The 26,902-nt window shown below is 48.3% G+C and carries 16 protein-coding genes; 10 read left to right on the top strand and 6 right to left on the bottom strand.

The features are described from left to right. Positions 1–206 precede the first annotated feature (206 nt). Together NG796_RS12565 and NG796_RS12560 are read left to right on the top strand one after the other, a co-directional pair. On the top strand, positions 207–977 hold the full coding sequence (locus NG796_RS12565) for a serine/threonine-protein kinase (RefSeq protein WP_261207152.1): 771 nt from the start codon (positions 207–209) through the stop codon (positions 975–977). An 82-nt stretch (positions 978–1,059) separates the two neighbouring features. Beyond that, positions 1,060–1,716, top strand: a complete 657-nt coding sequence (locus NG796_RS12560; protein WP_261207147.1) for a Uma2 family endonuclease — start codon at positions 1,060–1,062, stop codon at positions 1,714–1,716. Positions 1,717–1,806: 90 nt separating this feature from the next. Here the strand turns inward: NG796_RS12560 and NG796_RS12555 are convergent, their stop codons facing one another. From NG796_RS12555 to NG796_RS12545, 3 genes are all read right to left on the bottom strand, one after another. Next, positions 1,807–2,358: a Uma2 family endonuclease gene (locus tag NG796_RS12555; protein ID WP_261207146.1), complete on the bottom strand. Its 552-nt coding sequence runs from the start codon at positions 2,356–2,358 to the stop codon at positions 1,807–1,809. Positions 2,359–2,522: 164 nt separating this feature from the next. Continuing rightward, on the bottom strand, positions 2,523–4,220 hold the full coding sequence (locus tag NG796_RS12550) for a potassium channel family protein (protein WP_261207144.1): 1,698 nt from the start codon (positions 4,218–4,220) through the stop codon (positions 2,523–2,525). A gap of 453 nt (positions 4,221–4,673) precedes the next feature. Continuing rightward, the gene (locus NG796_RS12545) at positions 4,674–5,708 is read right to left on the bottom strand and encodes a tetratricopeptide repeat protein (protein ID WP_261207142.1); all 1,035 of its coding nucleotides are present in this window, start codon (positions 5,706–5,708) and stop codon (positions 4,674–4,676) included. A 381-nt stretch (positions 5,709–6,089) separates the two neighbouring features. On the opposite strand from NG796_RS12545, the gene NG796_RS12540 reads away from it, so the two are divergent. Beyond that, the gene (locus NG796_RS12540) at positions 6,090–6,968 is read left to right on the top strand and encodes an MBL fold metallo-hydrolase (RefSeq protein WP_261207140.1); all 879 of its coding nucleotides are present in this window, start codon (positions 6,090–6,092) and stop codon (positions 6,966–6,968) included. Between the two features lie 112 nt (positions 6,969–7,080). Here the strand turns inward: NG796_RS12540 and NG796_RS12535 are convergent, their stop codons facing one another. Further along, on the bottom strand, positions 7,081–10,944 hold the full coding sequence (locus tag NG796_RS12535; RefSeq protein ID WP_261207139.1) for a PAS domain S-box protein: 3,864 nt from the start codon (positions 10,942–10,944) through the stop codon (positions 7,081–7,083). A 782-nt stretch (positions 10,945–11,726) separates the two neighbouring features. Between NG796_RS12535 and acnB the strand changes: the two genes are divergently transcribed. The 5 genes from acnB (at position 11,727) to NG796_RS12510 (ending at position 16,606) form a co-directional block, all read left to right on the top strand. Further along, complete coding sequence (gene acnB, locus NG796_RS12530) at positions 11,727–14,336, top strand: bifunctional aconitate hydratase 2/2-methylisocitrate dehydratase (RefSeq protein WP_261207138.1); 2,610 nt, start codon at positions 11,727–11,729, stop codon at positions 14,334–14,336. Between the two features lie 182 nt (positions 14,337–14,518). Further along, entirely contained in the window at positions 14,519–15,388 is an 870-nt protein-coding gene (blaOXA, locus tag NG796_RS12525; protein WP_261207136.1) for a class D beta-lactamase, read from the top strand. A gap of 114 nt (positions 15,389–15,502) precedes the next feature. Then, positions 15,503–15,826 carry a hypothetical protein gene (locus NG796_RS12520; protein ID WP_261207135.1) on the top strand — a complete coding sequence of 108 codons (324 nt, stop codon included), beginning with the start codon at positions 15,503–15,505 and terminating at the stop codon, positions 15,824–15,826. Positions 15,827–15,911: 85 nt separating this feature from the next. Then, on the top strand, positions 15,912–16,178 hold the full coding sequence (locus NG796_RS12515; protein WP_261207134.1) for a hypothetical protein: 267 nt from the start codon (positions 15,912–15,914) through the stop codon (positions 16,176–16,178). Next, positions 16,178–16,606 carry a type II toxin-antitoxin system VapC family toxin gene (locus NG796_RS12510; protein ID WP_261207133.1) on the top strand — a complete coding sequence of 143 codons (429 nt, stop codon included), beginning with the start codon at positions 16,178–16,180 and terminating at the stop codon, positions 16,604–16,606. The genes NG796_RS12515 and NG796_RS12510 overlap by 1 nt, the downstream gene beginning before the upstream one ends. Before the next feature lie 154 nt (positions 16,607–16,760). Here the strand turns inward: NG796_RS12510 and NG796_RS12505 are convergent, their stop codons facing one another. Continuing rightward, entirely contained in the window at positions 16,761–17,975 is a 1,215-nt protein-coding gene (locus tag NG796_RS12505; protein WP_261207131.1) for an HhoA/HhoB/HtrA family serine endopeptidase, read from the bottom strand. A 507-nt stretch (positions 17,976–18,482) separates the two neighbouring features. Beyond that, positions 18,483–18,923, bottom strand: a complete 441-nt coding sequence (locus tag NG796_RS12500) for an Hsp20/alpha crystallin family protein (RefSeq protein ID WP_261207129.1) — start codon at positions 18,921–18,923, stop codon at positions 18,483–18,485. 411 nt (positions 18,924–19,334) lie between these two features. On the opposite strand from NG796_RS12500, the gene dacB reads away from it, so the two are divergent. Then, entirely contained in the window at positions 19,335–20,852 is a 1,518-nt protein-coding gene (gene dacB, locus NG796_RS12495) for a D-alanyl-D-alanine carboxypeptidase/D-alanyl-D-alanine-endopeptidase (protein ID WP_261207128.1), read from the top strand. Positions 20,853–21,619: 767 nt separating this feature from the next. Beyond that, positions 21,620–26,788, top strand: a complete 5,169-nt coding sequence (locus NG796_RS12490) for a PAS domain S-box protein (RefSeq protein ID WP_261207127.1) — start codon at positions 21,620–21,622, stop codon at positions 26,786–26,788. Positions 26,789–26,902: the final 114 nt, after the last annotated feature.

Genomic DNA, 26,902 nt, shown 5'->3' with positions numbered 1-26,902 from the left:
AGCCTAGTGCCGTGAAAGTGGCACGCTGGGTTCTGAATGGGAGGTGGGGAAAGTGATTTCCCCATCGACCCCTAATAAATGGACGAACTGCCGATTATTCAGAAAACCTATGATTTAATCTAATGGTATATTCCCCTTCTCAACCCATTACCCCAAGATCATAAAATGATGCTGGGAGAGCGGATTATTATTACCAATCTCTAGGAATTCATAGAGAAGATGAAGCGCTTAAACTAGAAAAATGTAAACATCCCCATATTGTGCCAGTGCGGGAGGTGTTTGAGGAGTCGATGCACGCTTGGTTCAGCCAAGTCCGCTATGCTTGCATTGTCATGGACTATATCGACGGCTTTGATGTAGACCATCGGCGATCGCCCCGTCTCCCGATCGCTGAGGTATTACGCTATGGACGACAAATTGGCTCGGCTTTGATTGCTGTTCATGCACAAAAGATACTTCATCGGGATGTGAAACCGGGGAATATTATCTTGCGATCGCATCGGGGCAAAAGTGAGGCAATACTGATTGATTTTGGTTTAGCTCGTGCCTTTGAGCATCCCCTCACCCAAAAAATTACCAGTAGTGGGTTTGCACCGATTGAGCTATACTCTAATCAATTGAAGCGCGGCCCTTGGACTGATGTCTATGGTTTAGCCGCCACACTCTACGAATTACTCACTGGAAAACCCCCAGAGGATGCCCTAGCCCGCCATGATGAAGATATAGAGGTGGACTTAACCCCCCCTCGATATCATGTTCCCCAGATTAGCAAGCGAGTGAATCAGGCGATCGTCCAAGGTTTAGCCCTGATGCCGGACGATCGGACCCCATCAGTTCCTCAGTTGTTACGACAATTGGGAGTGGGACAGTGGTATGTCCCCTTTCCAGATTGGGATGTCAATATTTGGGTACAGGTGGGCATTATGATAGGAACTCTTCTCGGGGCAACTGCGACGATCATAGCCCTCTTGAAATAATTGATAATTGATAATTGATAATTGATAATTGCTGGGGATTTTTGGTATGATGGGTTAATCCTAATTAAGAATTACCGGGACTATGGTTCAAACTCCTATTCCCTCTCATATTCTTTACCCGGACTCTGATGGTAAGCCGATCGCAGAAAATACCCTACAGTATCGCTGGATTGTGCGGTTAGTCACGAATCTCAAGCAACTTCTCAAGGACCAAGTTGCGTTTGTTGCGGGGGATTTACTCTGGTATCCGGTTCGGGTAGAACGTCCTCCCGCCCCTTGTCAAGCCCCTGATGCAATGGTAGCGTTCGGTCGTCCGGATGGGGACCGAGGGAGTTATAAACAGTGGGAAGAAGATAACATGGCCCCCCAGGTGGTGTTTGAAATTCTCTCTCCTAGTAATACCATGATTGAAATGGCTGCGAAACAAAATTTTTATGCACAGTATGGTGTGCTAGAAATGTTTTTTTATGACCCCCAATCTCATAATTTTTGGGGGTTGCATCGGGGTACGGTGCAAGATAGCTTAAACTTTATCGAATCCCAGGATTTACCTTGGATTTCTCCTTTGTTGAGTATTCGTTTTGAAATGTCTGCGGATGGTTTAGCGGTGTATCATCCTGATGGGGAATTATTCAAGGAACCGGGGGAGTTGTATGAGGAACGAAATAAGGCACAACAAGAACGCGATCGCGCCTTTGCTAAACTTCGGGAACTGGGGATTGACCCTGAAACTTTGTAAATGATGCCCGTTACGGTGCTGAAATCTATTGAATTTCAGCACCCAGACTTAATAAATTAACCGGGTTGCTGAGGGTAATAAACCCCAAAATTATGCTGAAATTATGGCTTGAATGGGAATGGTTAGATCAGGAAAGGCTAGAGGGGAAATTTCTCCGTCTTTTAATGTCATTTTAGACCCATAATCCTGCCCCCTGGGTTGACGGTAGACAATTAATTCCGCTGTTTGGAGATTGACTAGCCAATATTCAGGGATTCCTGCTTCGGCATAAATGTGATATTTTATTGTGGAATCTTTCTCTAAGCTGGTGTTAGCATATTCAATCACCCAAAAGATGTTCTCCGGATAGGGATGGTGGGAGAGATATTCACGCCCCAGGGGTTGCACAATCGCGAGATCCGGTTCTGGTTCTGATTGGTTGGGGAGGGTAATTGGTTTAGCTTGACTCACTAGGGCGCGATCGCCTAATAAATGAGTGAGATATTCACCCGCTTCGGAACTAAAATAGGCGTGAGGTGGATCTTCTCGGGGCATTTCGACAATTTCTCCAGCTAACAATTCCACCGCGCGATCATCGAGTAACCCAGTTTGAATGATTTGGTGGTAGTCTTCTATGCTCCATTTGATTGTTGACAGTACCATTTTGACACCTCTATCAACCTTTGCTCTAGTTTATCATGAAGGCTGGTAATTTGCTGGATTAACCGCTTTCGGGCGTTATTTCCGAGGGTTATAAACTAGGTTTCTGCGATAATTTTTGCTTCATTCTTGAGATTTACGAAAGAAATCGAGTTTCTGAATAAAGGTTAACTGGAACTGCTAGATATCAATTTGGATGGGGTCGTACGCCAGAGTAATTCTAGTTTGTTGGCGGGGATGGTTAGATATAAGACATCCCCTACATCCAGAGAGGTTTCTAATAACTCCCAGCCATGAATGGTTCTTTCTTGAGTTTGAATATATAGCGGGACAAAATCAGCTTTCATGGCTGATTCTTTGACGGTTTGATGATAGAATGGATGGGCGGGAGTGATTAAAGTGGCGATCGCCACCCAGAGACTCCCGGCAGTCATGCCATTGCCTAAAATTCGTCCCCCGATCGCAGCGGCAGCAAAGGCAGGTGCTGCCATTTCAGTGGGATTGAGCACGCGCTCAAAGTCGAACACTTGTTGTACCATCAAGGCAAAGCGCGGGTCCTCACTTCGCACCACTACGGGTAGTTGCGGGACGACGCCTTTTGCGGTTAAGGCAATTTCTAAGTTAGTCATGTCATTGCTGGTGACGGCTAATACCGCTTCTGCTTTTTCAATATTAGCGGCTTTTAAACTAGCGGGGAGGGTGGCATCGGCTTGAATGACGGGAATTTTAAACCCTTGTGCGGTGCTCAAAAAGCGGCAGTTGGGGTCGCGATCGATGACGACGACATCATATCCATTGGTGTGCAGTTGCTCGATCGCCTTGATTCCGATATCTCCGAGTCCGCACACGATATAATGATGGCGCTGGGGGATTTGCGGAGTATCCCACAGTTGTCTAAATCGGCTACCTAGGATAAAATCATTAAGCAGAGCATAGCAAATCCCCACGGCACCAGCCCCGACGAGCATCATCAGGGCAGTAAACAGTTTCAGGGGAATAGGAGACTGTTCCGCTACAGCTTCATTGCCGCCAGCGCCGGTAATCATGCCGACGGAAAAATACAGAGAATCAACAAAGGAGGTATCTGTATTAACAAACGTATAAGTAAAAGTTGCGGTTAAAATGGTTAGTAATAGAGCTAAGAGGGCGAGGGCGGTGGCTTGATTTTGCTGTTGAAATCGTCGCCAATTGCCGAGAGATTCTTGGATTTTTCGCCCCCAGGAACGCCGGTTGTGGCGCTTACTCAGTTGGGTGGCAACAATCAAGCGATCGCCCTCTTCCAATGTCTTTCCCGCTAGGACCGCTGAAACGAGGTCGATATGAGGATGTTGGGGTAAATAATAAATCAACATCCGTCGCTTATCTTCCCATAATTCAGCTAACTTGCGCCCGTTCCAGGGATGGCGCTCATCGATGTATTCTTCATGAATCGGCCAAGTTTCATTAAACAAAGTGAGTTGCCCGATCGCCCGACTTCCCATTGCTGCAAAGGCAAAAATCGGGGCAGCCAAGGTGGAGACACTCATACTGGTATGCTGGGGTAACGTGCGATCCAAGCGATCGCCTAAACTGCCATTAAACAGCCGGGTAATAATCCGAATCTGGGGATTGAGCAATCGAGCTTGCATCAGAATGGCTAAATTTACCGCATCATCATCAGAGGCGATGGCGATCGCATCCGCATCACGAATTCCAGCGGCGAGTAACGTTGCCGCCGATCGCGGATCTCCCACAATGATCCCCGCCTCTTCTCCCGGAATCGGGCGTTCTCCCACCCCGACAACCGATGCCCCTTGTTGTCTCAACAAGCCAAAAATTTGATACCCCGTACTCCCCAGACAGCAAACGATGATTCGCGGTTTCATGATAACCCCAGCCTACGATCAGGATCCAGAAAGAATACAGTCAAATTACCATCAATATCACGCACAGTAATATTTTCAGTCCCTCGGGATCTAAAAAATGTAGCGAAGAACACCGCCTCTGCTTTCTGCTGCAAAAAACTATCCCACGGATGGATATTGGCGGCGATCGCCCCTGGAAAAACCTGAGCAATTCCACTTAGGATATCTGGAGGCTGTGGGTTTAACCCCGACAGCAAACGGCTAAAATTAAATAGATTTTGTTTAAAATTTAGGGAAACTTATTATTAAATCTTGTTCCTGAAAGCGGTTAAAGGAACAATAATTTGGAGAATTTATCCGCCTGAAATTAGCGATAACCTGGGATATAAAGCCTATTATGGAATATAAGCGATCGCCTGCCGTTCATCCCAATGGGCGGCGATCGCCTTGGTGAGTGGCCTTGTTCCTAGGCAACTACTTCGCCACGGTTGCCGATAACCATTCCACCGCGCCGAGGGTTTTGTGCCATGCCAATATCGCCGTAGCTGCATAAGAAACAGCCTCACTTTCATCCCCCCACCCGATTAAATTTGGCAGTTGTTTCGGCATTTTTTTCTTTTCTAACAGATAATCGGGAACGAATTTATTACTCTTTAAAGCTTGTTGTAACTCCTGATTGGTCTGCTCCGTTGCGCCCTCCTTTTGAAACAACCATAAGGCGCGGGAATAGTTCCAGGAAGCCGAAGCTTCATCTTCATATTGTTGAAAGAGATGGGCGACTGCCTCTGATTCACCTGCCTCCAATAGGCAAGTGAGCAACATATAACGGATGCCTTGATTATCATTGGGGTTGAGGCGCAACATCTCTTGGTAATGGGCGATCGCCTCTTGGGTTTCCCCCAACTGCAAACAACATTCCGCCAGACCCTGGCGTGCCCGCATATAGGGACGAGTCTCGGTCATCCCCCAAAAATATCCAGCCTGTTCTTCAAAGAATTCTGGACCTAAAGCTCGTTCACCCGCCTGTACCCCTTGTTCATAAAACCCTTTGGCTTCCTTCAGGGTTTTAGCAGATTCTTGGGCTAATAGTACATAAGCATCGACACAATCTTCACTAATCTTTAATGCCCGCTTTGCTAATTGTACCCGCTTCTTGCCTGGAGCCGACCAAGCCTCATACATGATATCTTGTGCCTGATCCAGGGGGGTTTCCTCCTGGTTCAGTGTGAGGGGTTGTCCGGAAGTGAGGGCTTCCTGCAGAAAAGCGCTCGCTGCTTCGCTGGACTCAAACTCATTCTCCTGCAAGAATTTCTGAATCTGCCGCATCATTTTTTCCATCTCCTGGAGACTACCAGCTTTGAATCCTTTCAATCCCTGACTTGGGATATCTTCTTTGCTTTTAGTAGTTTTGGTACTTTTAGTGGTTTTGGTACTTTTAGTGGTTTTGGCATTACTCGGAGTGATTTTTTCCGTTGTTTTTTTGGGTTTTCTCGGTTTTTGCTCAGTCATGATAGGTCTCCTGGGGTTCATTCAATATAATTTATATTAGCAGGAATGGAAAACCGCGCGATCGCCACCACTCCCCCTACAGTTTCCTAGAGGTTAACTCCCGCCCACACAAGCTACACTTAAAAGAATCAGACCTGAGCAGTGGGACAGGATAGCGGGAATCAGCACATGAATTTGTTCCCCTTTGTTTGGGGCTTCCCTCCCTCATTTGAGTTCAGGACTGATGCACCGGATGGAGGATTTAAGCGCTTGTACCGGGCTTAAACCTGGGTATGAGTTGCACCTCCCCCCGAAGATTCCCTGGCCGTAACGATTGGATTTAAAACGGTTCTACAGAATCAAATCTCCCCTCTCAACTTTAGAATAAATTAGAGTAAAATCATGGCAAATCAACAATTACGACGGACTGAAAATGTTAGTGGTGATTTCTATGTAGATACCACCTGCATTGATTGCGATACTTGCCGCTGGATGGCTCCAGATATCTTTCACCGTGACCATGAGCAATCGGCAGTTTATCACCAACCGCAAACTGACGCTCAACGCTTGGCAGCTTTACAAGCCCTTTTAGCCTGTCCCACGGCTTCAATTGGGACCGTAGATAAGCCCAAAGATATCAAACAAGCCCAAGAGAGTTTTCCCTTGTTAGTTGACCGCAATATTTATCATTGTGGGTATCATGCGGAGAGTTCTTTTGGGGCGGCGAGTTATTTAATTTACAGACCCGAGGGAAATATTTTGGTGGATTCACCCCGGTTTTCTCCCCCTTTAGTTCAGAAGTTAGAATCACTGGGAGGGATTCGGTATTTGTATTTAACCCATCAGGATGATGTGGCCGATCATCAGAAATTTGCTGAACATTTTGGCTGCGATCGCATCCTACATCAAGATGAAATCAATCCCCGAACTCGGGATGTGGAAATTCAGCTTACCGGCTATGAACCCATTGAACTCGAATCCGATATGTTAATTATTCCCGTTCCCGGACATACCAAAGGCCATACAGTGTTGCTCTATCAAAACCAATTTCTATTTACCGGCGATTGTTTAGCTTGGTCCAATCGACTGAATCAATTGATTGCTTTTCGTGATGCTTGTTGGTATTCTTGGCCGGAATTAATTAAATCCCTACACAAGTTAAAAGACTACTCTTTTGAGTGGGTCCTGCCCGGGCATGGTCGGCGCTATCATGCAGACAATGCCAAGCAAATGCAGGAAGAACTTCAACACTGTCTAACTTGGATGGAAACCCAACGATAACCGGACGATTTTAGCCGTTAAGTGATGCCAACAACCCAAGTTTATACCACCCGGAAGGGCTTATTGCAGGAGTCTAAAAAGCCGCCATTTTTAGACTCCTGCAACAGATTTATTAGAGAGACTGTCTGAGTAACAGGGTGGCATTTTCAGCGGATAAGGGTTTAGAGAAAAAATAACCTTGCCCATCTTCAGAACCCAGAGATTTGAGTTCTGCCAGTTGTTCAGCAGTTTCCACCCCTTCTGCGGTGACATCCATTCCCAAACCGTGGGCTAAAGTAACGATCGCCTGGATGATTTCTAAATTTTTACCTTCCGTGCCAATTCGTTGCACAAAGGATTTATCAATCTTTAAGGTATCAATCGGAAATTCAGCTAAATGAGAAAGGGAAGAATAGCCAGTACCAAAGTCATCCAAAGATAAATGAATTTTTCGTTCTTTAAGTTTCCACAGGGTTTGATTCGCCGTTTGGGTATCTTCAATTAAGACACTTTCGGTAATTTCTAGCTTTAAGAAAGCCGGGTCGAGACCTGTTTCTTGGAGGACGCGATCAACGTGTTCCACTAAATCCGGTTGTAGGAATTGTTTGCCGGATAAATTGACGCTCATTTTTAAGCTGCCGCTTTGACGGAGGGGGGTAAATCGGGTTTGCCATTCCACGAGTTGTCGGCAAGCTTCCCGCAGGACTAAAAGACCTAATGGGACAATTGAGCCCGTTTCTTCTGCTAGGGGAATGAATTCGCTGGGGGGAATGAAGCCTCGTTGAGGGTGATGCCAACGCAACAAGGCTTCAAATCCGACTATTTTCCCATCGAATAAAGATACGATGGGTTGATAGGCAAGTCGGAGGGAGGTTTGATTGAGAGTTTCGGCTTCATGGAGTTCTCGCCGCAAATCATTTTCTAACTGTAATAGCTGCACGGCATGGTCATGCATCGCCTTATCAAAGATAGCAGTTCGAGCTTTGCCACTGCGTTTGGCACGATACATGGCGATATCGGCGTTCCGGAGTAAATCGGCACTCACTTCATGTTCAATAGAACTGAGGGCGATGCCAATAGTAACCGTAATAAAGACAGCGTGTCCTTCAAAGGTAAAGGGTGCTTTAAGCTGTTGGTGAATTTTTTCGGCGACTTCGCTAACCTGCTCAATGTCTTGGACATCTTCTAATAGAATGACATAATGATCGCCCCCAAGACGAGCAATGGTATTTTGAGAATGTAGACAGCGTTCTAAGCGGAAGGCGATCGCAATTAACAGCATATCGCCCACTGCATGACCTAAGCTATCATTGACTCGTTTAAATCGGTCAATATCGATAAATAAAACCCCTAATTGCCGATCGCTTTGCTGATTTTTGCGGGCGCTGGCTTCTCGGAGTCGTTCCATTAAAAAGGCCCGGTTCGGCAGTCCGGTTAACGGGTCATAATAGGCTTGATGAATGAGTTCTTCTTCCGCCCGCTTGCGATCGCTGATGTCGGTTTGAACGCCAATATAATGGGTAATTGCCCCCCGTTCATTTTCTACGGGAGATAAACTCAGTTCATTCCAAAATAAGGTTCCATCTTTGCGATAATTGCGTAAAGTAACTTTGCAATCTTGTCCGGTGTTAATGGCATTTCGCAATTCTTGTAATGCCGGTTGATGGCGATCGCGTCCTTGCAGGAATCGGCAGTTGCGTCCCGTGGCTTCGGCGTAGGAATACCCCGTCATTTTTTCAAAACTGGGATTGACATACACCACGGCATTATCTTTATTATACTCAGAGATAACGATACCATTGCTACTAGCGGCGATCGCGCGTTCAAAGAGTCGCAGGCGTTCTTCTTGTTCTTTGCGTTCAGTGACATCCCGGGAATTGATCACAAATCCGGCGATTCCCGGTTCTTCAAGGAGGTTGCTACCTACTGACTCTAGGGTGACCCATTTGCCGCTGGCATGAAGAAAGCGAAACTCACTCTCAACTACCCCCCCTCGTTCTTCCAAGACTTCATTAAAAAGAGTATAAATCCCGGCTTTATCTTCTGGGTGAATGTAATTAAACCCATTGTCCCCAATTAAATCTTGGGGTTTATAGCCCAGAATTCTTTCCACCGATGGACTTTGGTATCGAATCGTTCCATCCGCTTCTAAAATGGTAATAATATCCGATGAATTCTGGACTAAAGACCGAAAGCGTTTTTCACTTTTAGCCAGAGCCTCTACGGCATTTTTTTGTTCTGTAATATTAAAGGCACTCAGACAAAGACCAATAATCTGATTGGTTTCATCAAAGATAGGTTGCCCATTAATTTCAAACCAGTATTCAGTTCCTGTATTTCCAAAAATTTTCTGTTGAAGTTGAATAGGCATTCCTTGAAGGCATTGATGAAAACTTTGATTAAAGAGTTTTAACCCATTATTAGACACATATTCATAGGCAAAATCTCCGGGTTGAATGGTTTTATTCCATAATATTTTAACCGTTTCTCGGGCGGTTTTATTAACATCTCTAATTCTATAATGACGGTCAATTAAAACGATGGATTGAGCCGATGAATTGAAAATGGCTCTTAAATTGGCTTCCGATTCAATTAAAGCCGTCTGAGTTTGCTTACGTTCCGTGACATCGGTCAGGGTTTCAATCAACCGCACAACTTTTCCGGTACTGTCGCAGAGGACTTCTCCTTTACTGACAATCCAGCGGATAGAGGTGGTGTGACCATGCAGGATGCGGTATTCACTTTCGTAGTTGGTTTTAGCCGCGATCGCCTGGACAATTCTGCTTTGGACAAGGGAACGGTCTTCCGGTTGAATTGCCTTAATATAAGTAGCCAGGGTGGGGTTATAGCTGCCCTTTTCAACTCCTAAAATGGCGTGAACTTCATCCGACCAGGTAACATTTCCTGATTGTAAATCCCACTCCCAAACCCCCATTTTGGCCGCTTTAAAAGCAGCCAGCAATCTCCCTTCACTCTGTTGCAATGCCCGTTGTGTGCGCTGGCGATCGAGTTCTGCCGCTGCCTGTCCCGCAAAGATACTCAAGACCAATTGTGCGCGATGAACGTCGATTAAGGGATGATCATCGAATCCACACATTAACCCGATCGGCTTGCCATTCATATCCACCAATCGGACTCCCAAATAGCTACAAGCTTCCAGCTTGCCCAAGGGGTTGCCCGGAGACAGATGCGACTTAAAATTATCAGCAATCCAGTTGCTTCCACATTGCAGGACTTTGGCCCAAGGGGTCCCGGCGAGGGGATATTCGAGTTCGCACAATTGCTCATTCCATCCGGGACCCGTCAGTTCGCCTCCCTCCCAGAATGCCCGAACTTTCACCACAGAAGCTTTGGTCCCCACCACCTCTCCAATAAAGACGTAGCGCATCCCCAACAATGACCCCAGATAAGAAGCCAAAGCGGGAAAAAACTGCTCCCCCGTCACCGGGGCTTTTCCATTGTCGAGAGATTCTAGGATATTCTCGACTTCCTTAAACTCGCTAATGTCTTTGAAAGTTGTAAAGTAGAGGAGTTCTTTTCCCACGGTCAATGCCTCAATGGAGACACTCACCCATAAGGGCCGCCCATCCGCTTTCTTCGCCACCAGTTCATAGTTCTTGATGACCCCTTGAAGCTGGAGGGTATCGAGTAATTTTTTTCTTTCGGTTAAGTTATAATAAAAACACTCTTGGTTGCGATTAATCGGCTCAGTGCCTTTAAAGCCGAAAAGTTCGCGAAAGCAATCATTAACATAGACGATCTTGCCTTCAGTAGAATTGACCAAGGCGATCGGCACAGAAATCCGTTCGGCGATCGCCTCAAACAGACAGTTCGTCCCGCAAATCTCTAGTGAGACAGGTAAATCACTCGACATAGACCCATCCGGGTTGATATAACTCAGGGTAGCTTCCTCCTTGACCCGTGGGCGTTCTAATTTCTGCTTTTTCTGCGCTTCATTTATCCATTCTATCTCTTCGTTCTGTTCCACTAAGCTCATCCTCACTCCTTCCCGCTCGTTGGGAAACTCTGTGCCCATCTCATCTTATAAATTGTATGAACATTTTTTAATTAATCTTAATATTCTGTGGACCTTTTGTAAAACGTTTTAATTAAAATTCATTCAAGCCCATCGGCTTGAATGAGAGAACTTGTGGCAATTTTCAACCAAAAAGCCCGTTCCTCGGGCCAAAAGATAGTTCACCGGGTTTTTAGTTCATGAAAACCCTTGTTACCTTTTAAGCCGCTGTACCTAGCTCACCCTGATAGAACTGAACACCCCTTTGCCTCTTTCTTGCCAATTAAACATCGCGCTCAGTCACCCTGAAATCATCAGAGTGTGCAAGAAATCCGGTCCTAACGGGATGAAATGTCAACCGCCTAAGCGGGCTAACCCTCCTCACCCTCCCGTTGAGGTCAGTAGATGGGGGTGGAGGTTTAACTTGTTCCAATTATTGTAAGAGTTATCGAACAAAGTTAAGGATTCTACATAAATCTTTACAGCCAGAACCACTTACCCATAAGCTTTTGAGCGGTAACCCGATCGCTAGGGACCGGACATAAAATGTCGTTACGCTCTCCAGTTAAGGGGAGGGGTCACTCCTGAACCGGCTGAATGCGATCGCCCCTCCCTCCGAAACCTGACTCAGCCGGGGAAAGCTGACAGAAGGGGCAAGAAACCCTCACCTCCCCCGCAACAATCACCCATCCTGTCAAAGTGCCTACTAAATCCAACCCATTCCTACATTAAAATTAGCGATACCGTTAGAGGAGACACCTGCAATGCTAGAATCCTACCGTCAACAGGCCGCATCTAGGGCCAGTCAAGGCATTCCGCCCCTGCCCTTAGATGCCCAGCAAACCTCAGAACTCTGTGAACTGCTGAAAAATCCCCCCACAGGAGAAGAAGAAACCCTGCTGCACCTGCTGCGCGATCGCATTCCCCCGGGAGTGGATCAGGCTGCCTACGTCAAAGCTGGCTTCCTCACTGCCATTGCCAAAGGTGAAGTCACCTCTCCCCTGGTTTCTCCCTTAGAGGCGATCGAACTCCTCGGCACCATGTTAGGCGGCTACAATGTCCAATCCTTAATCGATTTGCTGCAATCCAGCGAACCCGATATTGCCCAAGCTGCTGCGGATGCCCTCAAGAAAACCCTGCTGGTGTTTGACGCCATGCATGATGTTCTGGAGTTGTCCGAAACCAACCCTTATGCGCGTCAGGCGATCGACTCTTGGGCGAATGCCGAATGGTTTACTTCTCGCCCTCCAGTCCCGGAAACCATCACCGTCACCGTTTTTAAAGTCCCCGGGGAAACCAACACCGACGACTTGTCCCCCGCCTCTCATGCCACCACTCGCCCAGATATTCCCCTGCACGCCCTAGCGATGTTAGAATCCCGCATGACCGGGGCCCTAGAAACCCTAGCGGAAATCAAGGGCAAAAGGCATCCCGTCGCCTATGTGGGGGATGTGGTGGGAACCGGGTCCTCTCGGAAATCTGCCATTAACTCTGTGCTGTGGCATATCGGCAATGATATCCCTTGCGTTCCCAATAAACGGGCTGGCGGCTATATCCTTGGCAGTGCGATCGCCCCGATTTTCTTCAATACTGCCGAAGACTCCGGTGCTCTCCCCATCGAGTGCGACGTCACCAACCTGGAAACCGGCATGGTGATTACCATCCATCCCTACAAAGGACAAATCACCAACGAAGCCGGAGAGGTGATTTCCAACTTCACCCTGAAACCGAACACCATCCTAGATGAAGTGCGCGCCGGGGGACGGATTCCCCTAATTGTCGGGCGATCGCTGACGGACAAAACCCGCAAGGCGATCGGACTCGACATCAGCCCCATCTTCACCCGTCCCGAAATCCCCACCGACACCGGCAAAGGCTTCACCCTCGCCCAAAAAATGGTCGGAGAAGCCTGCGGCATCCCTGGCGTCCGTCCGGGAACCGCCTGCGAGCCCCTCATGACCACCGTCGGTTCCCAGGATACCACCGGACCCATGACTCGCGACGAACTCAAAGAACTTGCCTGTCTCGGCTTCTCCGCCGATTTAGTCATGCAGAGTTTTTGTCATACCGCCGCCTATCCCAAACCCGTGGATATCACCACCCAAAAAGAACTCCCGGACTTCTTTTCCACCCGAGGCGGCGTGGCATTACGTCCCGGAGATGGCATCATCCACTCCTGGCTAAACCGGATGCTACTCCCCGATACCGTCGGCACTGGAGGCGACTCTCACACCCGTTTCCCCCTAGGAATCTCCTTCCCCGCTGGTTCCGGCTTAGTCGCCTTTGCTGCGGCTTTAGGTGTCATGCCTTTAGATATGCCGGAATCGGTATTAGTGCGGTTTAAAGGGGAATTGCAACCCGGTGTTACCCTGCGGGATATCGTCAATGCCATTCCTTATGTTGCCATCCAAAAAGGATTGCTCACCGTCGAGAAACAGAACAAAAAGAATGTGTTCTCTGGGCGGATTATGGAAATGGAAGGCTTACCAAATTTGAAAGTAGAACAAGCCTTTGAACTCACCGACGCCACCGCAGAACGGTCCTGTGCCGGTTCTACCATTAAACTGAGTGAGGAAACCGTCGCCGAATACCTGCGATCGAACGTGACGCTGTTAAAAAATATGGCCGCCCGAGGCTATCAAGATCCGCGCACCATCCTACGCCGGGTCGCTAAAATGGAGCAATGGTTAGAGAATCCAAAACTCATGTCTGCGGATGCCGATGCCGAGTATGTGGAAACCCTAGAAATCGACTTGAACGAGATTAAAGAACCCATTGTCGCCGCACCCAATGACCCCGACAACATTAAATTAATGTCCGAATGTGCCGGAGATAAAATTGATGAAGTCTTCATCGGTTCCTGCATGACCAATATCGGTCATTATCGCGCTGCTGCCAAAGTCTTAGAAGGGGCAGGATTAGTCAAAGTTCGCTTATGGATTTGTCCTCCCACCCGCATGGACGAAGAACAGTTAAAAGCCGAGGGCATTTACGACATTTTTGAAGCCGCCAATGCCCGGACGGAAATGCCCGGTTGTAGCCTTTGCATGGGTAACCAAGCCCGAGTTGAGGATGGAGCAACCGTGTTTTCCACCTCAACGCGCAACTTCAATAATCGCATGGGTAAAGATGCGCGAGTGTATCTCGGTTCAGCAGAATTAGCCGCAGTTTGTGCCTTACTCGGACGGATTCCCACAGTGGAAGAATACCAAGCAATTGTCACCGAGAAAATTAATCCTTTTGCAGATGATTTGTATCGGTATTTGAACTTTGACCAAATCCAAGGATTTGAGGATGAAGGTCGAGTTATCCCGTTGGAAGAGTTGCCCAGAATTGAGGATATTTTGGGAATGCCTGTCGCCGCAGGGAAATAACTCGTAAATCTATACTTGACTGACTTAAAGTGCTATATAGCGCTTTAAGTCAGTCTCACATAAAGGATATCGAACCCGATCTGAAGCCTACGGCACGTTACGCGTTAAGCGAAGCTATACCGTAGGCTTTATGCACTCCAATATACCTTCATCTCGATAATTTCATTAAATTCCCTCAAATCATGAAGCGCATATTTCATTTTAAGACAATCATTATTGTTTCGTTGGGTTGTCTATTTTTTTCCTTATTACCACCCATCAAACTTGCATCAAGCCGTTCCAATTCCGGGGGTGAGACTCCAGTCTCTGAAGAGATTGCCCAGAACTTGAACTGTGGGCAACATTTCCAAGAGTTAGGGGTTGAAGGTTCAATAATCATTGCGGAATTAAATGGCGATCGCCTCTGGCAACATAACCCCCAACGCAATCAAACCGCCTTCCCAACCGCCTCTACCTTTAAAATCCTCAATTCTCTCATTGCCCTAGAAACCGGCGTTATTTCTAATGAACTAGCAGTGTTAACCTGGGATGGAATTCCTAGAGCAATTCCCACCTGGAATCGAGACTTGAATCTGAGAGAAGCATTTAAACTCTCTGCCGTCTGGTTTTATCAAGTGTTAGCGCGCCGCATCGGATATGACCGAATGCAGCAATGGATAACCCAAGTCGGTTACGGCAATCAAAACATTGGCACACCGGAGGAAATAGACCAATTTTGGCTACAGGGAAACCTCCAAATCACCCCCCAACAGCAAGTGCAATTTCTGCGCCGTCTCTACGAAAATGATTTACCCTTTTCTGAGCAGACCCTTACCGTTGTCAAAGAGATTATGATTTATGAACAAACTCCCGACTACACCATTCGAGCTAAAACGGGTTGGTTTGGATTTGGCAATGAATCACTCCAAAATATTGGCTGGTTTGTGGGCTATGTAGAAACCCAAGATAATGTTTATTTTTTTGCAACTAATATTGATATTAACCAGCCCGAAGATGGACCGGCTAGACTTGAGATAACTCGGCGCTGTTTGCAAGATATCGGAGTGCTGTAGTGCCAGTCCAGCCCCTGCCAACTTTCCTATTTTTAGCTAAATTTAGTCTAAAATATGCTATAATATTTTCAGGGGATTTCCCCAATAATTTAACTAAACTGAAGGTAGTCAATCATGAAAGTAATTCATTTGCTTGAGCGAGAACACGTCAACAACTTAACCCCTGTTTGCCCAGAGCGAGATGAGTGGGAAACCGGATATTGGTCGGTTAGACGTCAAAAAGCATTTGAACTCATAGACTGTGAGTTTTATCTCCACCGGGGTCAAAAAGAACCGGCATTTTTTGGGGGGATTATTATCGGCTTTTACTGTTTTGATACTGAAGGAGTCGGGAGGATGAAAGAGCGGATTGTTTTTCGAGTAAAACGAGTTCCTGAGCTTGAGGGAACGGTCACCCCTCAAGAGGGATGGGGAAACGAACAGAAAACAGTTTATTGATTTTAGATGGAAGACTTTCTAATCGGGGGTAGGAGTTTGCGTAAATCAGGTATAATTAGAGATTAATCATAAATCAGAGGGATTCATGCTGAATATAGAACTCGATCAAGAAACGGAAGCCTGTTTAGTGGAAATTTTGGCAACGGAAAAAATTACCAGCGATGAATTGATTAAACGCTTGGTTAAAGAACGCTGGTTGAGTTTACAACCCCGCCAAACTATTGTCCAAAGACGGGGGGGACATCCTGAACATCTGTTAGAGAATGCGCCGCCTGGTTTATCAGAACGGGCTAATCGAAAAAAAGCAATTGCTAATTATTTGGAGAACCAGCATTCCCAACATCATTCATAATGACTTATCATCCCCTAATTATTGTAGATAGTGGAATTTTAGTGGCTTACTACAGTTCCACAGATTTCTATCATCAGCAGGTCAGAGTCTTCTTTGAAAGATGTACAAGTCATCTAGTCACTACAGTGAGTTGTGCTACTGAGGTTATGTGGCTACTTAGTCAAGATTGGCGTACCCAAAATGAGTTTCTTCAGGATCTGGCTACAGAACTTTATGAATGCATCCAATTGATTCCTGAAGATTTTTCGCGGATTGCTCAACTGAATCAGCAGTATGCAGATTTGCCGGGAGATTTTGCGGATTTGTCTCTAATTGCTATTTCAGAACGGCTGAATATTCCGGCTATTGCTACTTTGGATAGTGATTTTGATGTTTATAGACGTTATCGAAAGCAATTTTTTGAACGGGCATTTATACCTAAAAACTGAAGCTGTTTTTATGGGTTTTCAGGATGCCTAACGTAAAGATTCTGTTGGCGCAACGCTAGGGCGTAATTCGCCAACAGAATCAGAAAGGAACTCGGGGGGGTAATGGATGCAATCCAGGGACTTCAGGGAAATTGCCTCACCCCAGACCCCATTCTCACTGAGTATTGCTCAATTGAGCGGTTCTTACGGTGAGTTCTAGGGTTTGGGGGCCCCGTTGAACGGTGAGACGGAGGTCGCGATTGACGCCGCTATTTTCGACGATGCGCTGCAATTGATCTGCGCTGGTGATGGGGGTGCCATCTACGGCAACGATCGCATCCCCAAGGCGCAATCTAGCGGCTTCTGCGGGGGAATCTCGCAAGACTCGCATCACTAACACGCCATTGATTTCTGGGACGATTAAGTTAGAATTACGGTCCTGATTGTTTTGGCGCGCTAGATCCGGGGTTAAGGTGACCATCTGAATCCCAATAAAGGGATGAGCAACCGTCTCACCTTTGGCTAATATATCGGTGAGGGCTTTAGCTTTGTTGATGGGAATAGCAAACCCAATCCCTCTGGCGTTGGGACGAATGGCGGTGTTTATACCAATGACTTGACCGCGATCGTTCAATAGAGGACCGCCAGAGTTGCCGGGATTGATGGCGGCGTCGGTTTGTAAGAAGTCTACGCGTTTATCGGGGATACCGACTTGGGAGGACGATCGCTCTAAAGTGCTAATAATCCCTAATGTGACCGTATTATCTAACCCAAATGGATTACCGACAGCGATCGCCCAATCTCCTACTCGCACTTGTGAGGAATCTCCCAAAGGTGCTACGGGTAATTGTTCTCCGGGGTCATCAATCTTGACCACTGCTAAATCGGTAACGGCATCCGTTCCGCGCACTTCCCCCTCAAATGTGCGACCATCTTTTAAGGTGACCGTGACGCGATCGGCATCACTGACGACATGAGCATTAGTGAGAATTAACCCGTCACCGTCGATAATGAAACCCGAACCCTGACCCCGCAACAGTTCTTCTTGCTGGGGAACTGGCACATCTGGTCCGAAAAACTCTCGGAACAAGGAATCATTAAAAAAGGGGTCATCCCGACGGGTGATTGTCCGTTCAGTATCTAGGCGGACCACGGAAGGTCCGACGAGATCAACCGCTGCGGTGACAAAGTTGCCGACGCTTCCCAGGTTTTGCTTAGGTTGGAGGGCCACCGTTACCGGGTTAGCGGGGAGGGAATCCACCGCAGAGAGGGGGGTTGCTGCCGCAGAGACAGACCCCAGGGGGTTCAACCAGGCGATCGCACTCCAAATCCCCATTAATAAATAAGTGATAAGGGTTCGCCCATTCGCACAAAGTTTAGAAAAAGACATCGTTATTATTTATATCCGTCCGTAGAGTTTAGCGAAAATCGAGGAGGCGACGGGTTACCCCATCACACTCCCCTGATTCCACAGTATATCGAACTCGGCTGCACTCACAATCCTCTGAAGATAGATTACTCAATTCCGGAACGTTTTGGGGTTAACCTAAACCCTGCCAGAAAGTTGCTTACCTATTGCAGACAGAGGACAAGAAACGGGGTTTTCGGCCCTTATTTTTGGCTTTTATCCAGAGTTCGGGTACAGAAACCCGGTTTCTAATCTTTCCTGTATCCACCCTATTAGATTGTTCGGATGATCAGAGATTTGTTTCAAAAGCGTTCCCTTCAAACCCAATGAATTGTTATCTGAGAAAATCCTGAAGGCCAGAAACTGGATTTCTATGATGACTGGATTGCTAATTAGCAGAGATCGGGTCAATCCAATGGGTTAATTACCGTGACCTTACTGGAGGCTTAGGGGGTTAGAACTGATTAAGGTCAAACCCCTCGACTCACTTTAGCCAATGTTCACTTTCACGACTTTATTTTTCTCTTCTTCTGCTTTAGGCAAATTGAGCTGAAGAATGCCATTTTTGTATTCCGCCTGCACTTCGGTATTTTTCACCCGGGCGGGGAGGGGAATGACGCGGCGGAATTGACCATAGCGAAATTCACTGCGGGTCATGCCTTGTTGTTCGGTGATGGTTTGGGACCGGCGTTCTCCACTAATTGCCACAGATTCAGCAGTGACTTGCACATCAAAGTTCTCGGGTTCCATGCCGGGAATTTCTAGTTTTAATTGAATGGCATCGCTGGTTTCGGAAATTTCGGCAGGAGGAACGAAGGTTAGTCCGCTATTTTCAGTTTCCGGGGAAGAAGAAATGGTATCAAATAAGCGGTTCATTTCCCGTTGCAGGGTGTCAATTTCCCGAAAAGGGGAGTAACGAATGAGTGCCATAATAGGTTGCCTCCTCAAGAATTGATGTTAGGTTGAGGTATGAATCGCTTACCTCTTTCTGAAATAAATATATCTAAGTTAAGGGGAGGGTTAAGTTCGGTTTTGTGTATGGGGTGAGTGTAAATTCCCGCACCTGTAGGGAGGGGTAATGAGGTTAACGAGGGAAGGGGTTACTCCGAACGAAGAGGAACTGGTAAAATGCTTGGGGGGTAGCGAAGTTGGGTTGGGTTTTAACCGAGGTTGGTGATTAGGTGGGGATTGGGGCTTGCGTTTATGGGGGGTCTCCCGGATTGCGGTTTAAACCGGGTGAATACCCCGGCGTTTGAATTTTAAGGGAAGGGGCGCTTTTTCCTGGGAGTGAGCGCTTTTCCGAGGATTCACTGTTGTTTATTTGGACTGTGGTTTGTGCTTATGTTGAGATTGAGTCGCGATCGCTTTTACAAATCCCTGAAATCGCTGAATCTGCTGTTGTTAACGCTGACATTGGTCAGTTTACCGTCTCCGGTGAAGGGACAAACCTCACCCCCTGCACCTCCGCGCTTTTGTCAGTCCCAGTTGGAACCGACGATCGCCGGGATTATCAATCGTCCTGAATTGCGGCGCGCGAGGTGGGGGATTTTAGTAGAAACGTTAGATGGGGGAGGCGATCGCACCCTTTACCGTCGCGATTCTGAACAGTTTTTCATTCCCGCCTCTAATGCCAAATTGCTCACAAGTGCGGCAGCATTACATCATCTCGGTCCGGACTTTCAGATTCGCACTTCGGTTTATGGTTCTAATCCAACTGGGGACCGCATCGACTCTCTGCGGATTGTGGGACGGGGTGACCCGACGATTGGGAAAACTCAGTTAGAGGCGATCGCCCAACAATTGCAGCAACAAGGCATCCGGCAAATTGGCGAACTGATTGGGGAAGATAGTTATTTCATCGGGTCTCCCGTCCATCCTAACTGGGAATGGGAAGATGTCCAGGCGGGATATGGTGCACCTGTCAACAGTCTAATTTTTAATCAAAATAGCGTGGATTTTACCTTAACTCCCCAGGGATTAGGACAACCGTTGTCAGTCACTTGGGCGAATCCCACGGAACAAACCCGATGGCAGGTGGAGAATCGGTCCCGGACGGTTTCAACGGATTCGCCGGAATTTTTGGCAGTAGGGAGAGAGTTTAGCAGACCACTTGTGCGAGTTTCGGGTCAGTTGCAAGTCGGCGCACCCGCAGAAGAGGTTTCCATTTCTGTCGCGGAACCGGCGGAAAACTTTTTAGGATATTTCCGCCAAGCGTTGAATGGGGTGGGAATTACCACGGGACGGGAGATAGTGAGTGACCAGTTTAAAGATATGCCGAATCAGCAAGAATTAACGGCGATCGTCTCACCTCCCTTGTCTGAAATGACCGTCGAAGTTTTGCAAAAAAGCAACAATCTTTATACAGAAGTCTTGTTGCGATCGCTTGGGGCAAATCCCCAAGGCAAAGGGAATAATCCTTTGCCCGAAGAGACTCGGGAGGCGGGTTTACAAGTGCTCAAAGCCGCTTTAACTGAATTGGGAGTCGATCCGACCAGTTACGATTTAGTGGATGCTTCCGGACTCTCTCGCCGGAATTTGGTGAGTCCTGAAGCCCTGGTACAAACCCTGCGAGGAATGGCGGGTTCTCCCTATTTTGACATTTACCGGGAGGCATTACCCTTAGCGGGTGTGAGTGGCACATTGCGCACGCGATTTCGGGATACCCCCGCAGCACAAATGGTCCGGGCCAAAACGGGTACGTTAACGGGGGTATCTAGTTTATCAGGGTATGTTTCCAACTCAAAGTATAATACTTTATTGTTTAGTATTCTCATTAATCAATCGGACCAATCCTCGGCCATATTGAGAACGGCGATCGATGAAATTGTAGTGTTGTTGACGCGATTGGAACGCTGCTAATTTTCTAGGGCGTTCATGCGCTCCCGAAATTGCCCCCTACCCCCCTAGTCGTAGGGGGTCCAACCCTCTAACTAGGCCAGTTGAAAGGAAAAAAAACATCCCCTATTTTTAATAAAAATTAACAATAAAGTCGGGATGGGGAGTGGCAATTTCCGCGAGTTTCGAGCTAGGGTTAAGTGATCAACCGATCGCGATTCTCTAAACTCGGACTTGACAAAGCAGGGAGGGAAAATTACTGTAAACAGAGTAACTGAGATCAAATTTTCTCCATACTCCTCGAACTCCTCAAAACTTAACAGGCTAAATCCCCCCAACCGTAAAAAACACAGAAAGACAAAGCAGCAAGAGTCGGGAGTTTGAAGAAGGATCTGAAGTTCTCCCGGGTCTCACTCAATTGGACAATTTTGCGCCACCCTCTTTCTTAGAAAATGTAGGGCGAATTTAGTTTTAACCCCTACAGGAATGATTTAAACTAAAAATATAGCGATATTTATTTGGGGAACGATTCGGAATATCGAGATCAGGGGTTAACCCAAACCCCAGGACCCAAAAGCGCGATCGCCCAGGGGGTCTACGCCGAGCAATTTGGGCTATGAAACAGCACCAGGGAAATCGTGCCGGATCCAGGGGTGAAAGAACTTCTATAGAGCAAAGACCAACCGAGGTAGAGAGGAAGCGAAAGGAAGCCATCGGCTGAAAAACGTTCCATCCTCCGACACTGTGATTCACAATCAGGATAGACGGAGCTGCAACCACTAGGGTGAATTATGAACCGCATTTTGCTCCTAATCGAGGAACAACACACCCGTTATCTGCTGATCCAGCAGTTAGGGCAACATTACGAAGTAGTAACGGTAGAATCAAACCCGGTGGAGAGGGAGGCGGGTGAAGTCCGCCTGGGCTGGAATCGCCTAGACTTGTGCATTGGCGATCGCCTCGGGTTGGCGGCTAACCGGGGGTCTGGGGAAGGGGGACATCCCTGCCTCGGGGGGGATGTTCCCCTGTTGCTGGTGATTCATCCCGGAGAGTGGGGCATTTTGCAATCCCCCCCAGAAGCGGAAGAAGGCGCAACCCAGGCTCAACCCCTTGGAGGTAGGAGATATGACGATGCGATCGCCGCCCCGATCCAGCCCGAAGAACTCTTGTGGCGAGTTGAAAAACTCTTAAGCACCAGAGTCCGGGTTAGCCATCCCGAGTCCCCCTCCATTGGGGCGGATCATCCCCCCGAACACCGGGAATCCGCGATCGCCCGCAGCCCCTATTTACAACGCCACCAACAACAAAACGATCAACTCTTCCGCGCCTTTGTGGAAGAAATTCGTGACTACGCGATTTTTCTCCTGGATTCCACCGGACGGATTGCCAGTTGGAATCGAGGGGCACAAAGACTGCTGGGTTATTCCTCCCCAGAGATTATCGGTCATCACTTTTCCTGTTTTTATCCCCCGGAAGATATTGCTACAGGTAAACCCCAGCAAGAACTACAACTGGTTGCCACCGCCGGACAATGTGAAGATGAAGGATGGCGCAGGCGACGGAATGGAACGCAGTTTTGGGCCAATATCACTCTCTCGGCATTGCAAGACCCGCAAGGACAATTAGTGGGATTTTCTGTGATTGCTCATGATCTGAGCGATCGCAAAGCCGTAGAAATGGAACTCTGTTCCCTCAACCGTGCCCTCACCACCATCTGGGAATGCAATCAAGTCATGGTTCGTGCCCAGGAAGAATCCGAACTCCTCCACGAGATCTGCCGGATCATCGTTGAAACGGGGGGCTATCGACTGGCTTGGGTTGCCTTGTCTGAAGCGGAAGAACCAGCGCAATCGGGGCAACAACGACCCTTGCAACCTGCCGCCTATGCCGGAGATGCCCAGGAGTATTTACACCAAATCCAGACATTCTGGAAACTGAACCAAGAATTTGCAGGCATGACCCGCACCTGCATTCAGACGGGTAAATGTTGCTTGGTACAAAATATCCAAACCGAACCGAGTTTTGCCCCTTGGCGAGAATTGGCCCTTCAGCAAGGGTTACACTCCACCATTGCGCTGCCCCTGATTGGTAAAGACAAAACCTTTGGTTCCCTGCGGATTTATTCAGGAACCGCCAATGCTTTTGATATTGCCGAAGTTGAGCTCTTAGAAGAACTCGCCAATGACCTTGCATACGGCATTGTCGCCCTGCGCGATCGCGCTGAACGCCAAAGGGCCGAATCTGCCCTGGCTAAAAGTGAGGAGCGTTACCGGCGGTTAGTCGAACTCTCCCCAGAAGCCATTATTGTCCACAGTGGCGGCAAAATCGACTTTATTAACACCGCCGGAGCCAAACTCCTTGGGGCCGCCACCCCGTCCGCCTTGGTGGGGTTACCCGTCCTGGATTTCATCCATCCTGAAAAACGCGCCCTGGTGGAGGAAGGAATTGAGCAGATTTTAAGCGAACATCAAGCGGTTCCCTTTATCGAACAACAGTTTTTGCGCCTCGATGGGACCATCGTACCCGTGGAATTAGCGGCCACCCCGATTGGGGAAAACAACGGTATCTTAAACCTGCTGACGGTGGCCCGGGATTTGAGCGATCGCAAGCGGATGGAGGCCGCTTTACGCGCCAGTGAGGAACTCCACCGGATCACCCTGAGCAATATCTCCGAAGCGGTGTTTATCACCGATCGCAATGGGGCGCTGACCTATATTAGTCCGGCAGTCCGCTTCATCTGTGACTATTCCGTACAAGAAGCTCAACAATGGGGCCATATTAGCGACCTCCTCGGGGATGACCTATTTGATGAGGAAGAACTACAGCGCCTCGGAGAAATTCACAACCTGGAACGGACCATCCTCGATAAACAAGGTAACCCCAAGACCTTACTCGTGAGCGTCAAACCTGTGGAGATTGAAGGCGGAACCCTGCTTTATACCTGCCGGGATATCACCGAACGCAAACAAGCAGAAGAGGCCCTGCGGGAGAGTGAACATCGATTCCGCACCATCTTCGAGGGGGCGGCGATCGGCATGAAAATCACAGATTTAGAGGGACGATTTCTGCAAACCAATCCGGCCCTCCAAGGGATGCTGGGGTATAGTCAGGCTCAGTTACGGGAGTTTAGCTTTGACTCGATTACTTATCCCGAGGACCAACCCATTAGCGGACAACTGTTTCAGGAACTCCTCGCCGGTGAGCGCGATCGCTACCAACTGGAAAAACGCTACATCCATGCTCAAGGACACTGCGTCTGGGTCCGGCTAAGTGTCTCTTCCATGCGAGATACTCAAAACGCTTGGCAATTTGCGATCGGCTTAGTCGAAGATATCACTGAACGCAAACAAGCCGAAGAAGAACTCCGACTCTACCGCAACCACCTCGAAGAACTGGTCGCCGATCGCACTGCCGAACTCCAGCGGATCAATGAACGGTTAAGAACCGAAATTTCCCGCCGAGAACAAGCCCAGCAAGCCTTAATCCGCGTCACCCAAGCGGTGGAAAGTACCAGTGATGCGGTCCTCACCCTCGATATTACCGGGCAGGCTATCTATCATAACCGCGCCTTTTTAGAGTTATTTGAATCCACCGTCGAAGAACTCAACCAAGCCGGTGGACTGCCCTCTTTATTTGTCGATTCCACCTTGGGTCAAGACGTTTTTAATCTGATTCACCAGGGCAATAGTTGGAGTGCAGAAGTGCTGATGCACGGACGAACTCATCGGTCTTTTGTCTTACCCCTAGGGGGCGATCCCAGTCCAGTCAATACCATTTCAATCTGGTTGCGGGCGGATGCAGTCACCGATGAAAACAATCAACGAGTCGGGTCGATCTGTGTATTAACTGATATTACCGACCGGAAACAGACTGAGGCCGCCTTGCGAGAAAGTGAAGATCAATTGCGAACCTTAATTAATGCCATGCCTGATGCGATCTGTTTTAAAGATGGTCGCGGGGCTTGGTTAGAAGCTAACCAAGCGATGCTCAAAGTCTTTGACATGGAAGATTTGGATTATCAGGGGAAAAAAGATACCGAAATAGGGGAGTTAAACTCGTTTTATCGCGATGCGTTTTTGGAATGTGCCCAGTCCGATGAGGAAGCCTGGAAACATGGAATTCTCTCCCATCAGGAAGAAGTGATTCCCTGTTCTGATGGCGCTGAGGTGATTTTAGATACCCTGAAAGTGCCCCTGTTTCACAGCGATGGCAGTCGCAAAGGATTGGTCGTGATTGGGCGGGATGTGACGGAACGCAAACAGGTGGAGGAGGAACGTCTGCGTCTGGCATCTATTGTGGAGTCTTCCGATGATGCAATTATCGGCAAGACCTTAGAGGGGATGATTTTAAGCTGGAATGCCGGGGCTCAGAGAATTTATGGCTATACTGCCGAGGAAGTGAAGGGGCGATCGATTTCAATTTTGATTTTGCCCGATCGCCAAGAGAGCGAGTTGCGTCTGTTGGAGGGGATTCGCCAAGGGTCAAGCATTGATCATTATGAAACGGTGCATTTGAAGAAAGAAGGTTCGCCCATCTATGTCTCCCTGACGATTTCTCCGATTAAAGATGCGGCAGGGCGGATTACCGGGGTTTCCACGATCGCCCGGGATGTGACGGACCTCAAGCGGGTCGAGGATTCCCTGGAACGTCTGCGCCATCAAAATGAGTTGATTTTAAATTCCGCCGGGGAAGGCATCTGCGGCATGGATATTCGCGGCAATACCACTTTTATCAATCCCGCTGCTACGAAGATGTTGGGCTATTCAATGGGGGAATTGTTGGGCGCACCACTGACCCTGATTTTGGGGTCAAACTTTCTACCCCAGGACCTGGGTGATCCTCGGGATGGCGGTGGAGACTGTTTAGCGCCCCCGCTGTATGCGGCGATTTCCGATGGGTCCGTTCATCACGGCACCGCCGTGTTTTGGCGCAAGGATGGGACGAGCTTTCCCGTGGAATATATCACGACCCCGATTCAAGAACAAAATGAAATCAAAGGGGCGGTCCTCACCTTCAAGGATATTACGGAACGTCAGGGGGTGGAACGGATGAAGGATGAATTCATTTCCGTGGTGAGTCATGAACTCCGAACGCCGTTGACTTCGATTCGCGGGTCTTTGGGTCTCCTGGCGAATGGACTGCTGGAGTCCTATCCGGAAAAGGCAGGGCGAATGTTACAAATTGCGGTCTCTAATACCGATCGCTTGGTGCGCTTAATTAATGACATTCTGGATTTAGAGCGCATCCAGTCCGGTAAAGTGACGATGGTGGAACAGTATTGCAATGCTGCGGATTTGACGATCTTAGCAGCGGATGCCATGCGGACAATGGCGGATAAGGCCGGGGTCACCATCTGCGTGAACCCGATTCCGGTGCAACTGTGGGCGGATCCCGATCGCATTTTTCAGGTTTTAACCAATTTGCTGAGTAATGCCCTCAAGTTCTCCCCGGAAGGGGGTCAGGTTTGGTTGTCCGCCTCTCTCACTTCTGCGGAGTCTCTGGATTTCCTGGATTCCCAGACTCCCGAAGTGCTGTTTCAGATTAAAGATCAGGGCCGGGGTATTCCTCGGGATAAACTAGAGACAATTTTTGAACGCTTCCAACAAGTTGATGCTTCGGATTCTCGCAATAAGGGCGGGACAGGTTTGGGATTAGCGATTTGTCGGAGTATTGTCGAACATCACGGCGGGCAGATTTGGGTAGAAAGTATCGTGGGTGAGGGCAGTTCGTTCTATTTCACCCTGCCGGTGGAACGACAAAATCCGGACTCAGAAGGGGAAAATGCCGATTGGACGGGGACCGCAACCCCAGGCCCAGGGATTGCGGTAGAATCAGGCGATCGCCGGGAAGAACGATTGACTCCGGATCACCCGGGACCCGCCCACCCAGACCCCCGGGTTAATTCGGCTACTCCGTCGCCGATTGTTGAGGTGATTGCGCGCTTGAAACCGCGATCGTGATTCCCTTCAATCCTTCAACTCCCTCTATCCCGGCCTGATTCGGGACAGATTGGAGGACTGGACGGACCCCTAAAGATCGGGAAGTTGCCCGGTGGGTGCCCTCTTGCCCGTTAA

It is taken from the genome of Laspinema sp. D2d (genome assembly GCF_025370755.1).
GTDB lineage: Bacteria > Cyanobacteriota > Cyanobacteriia > Cyanobacteriales > Laspinemataceae > Laspinema.
This window is presented reverse-complemented; position numbering and strand designations above follow the sequence as displayed.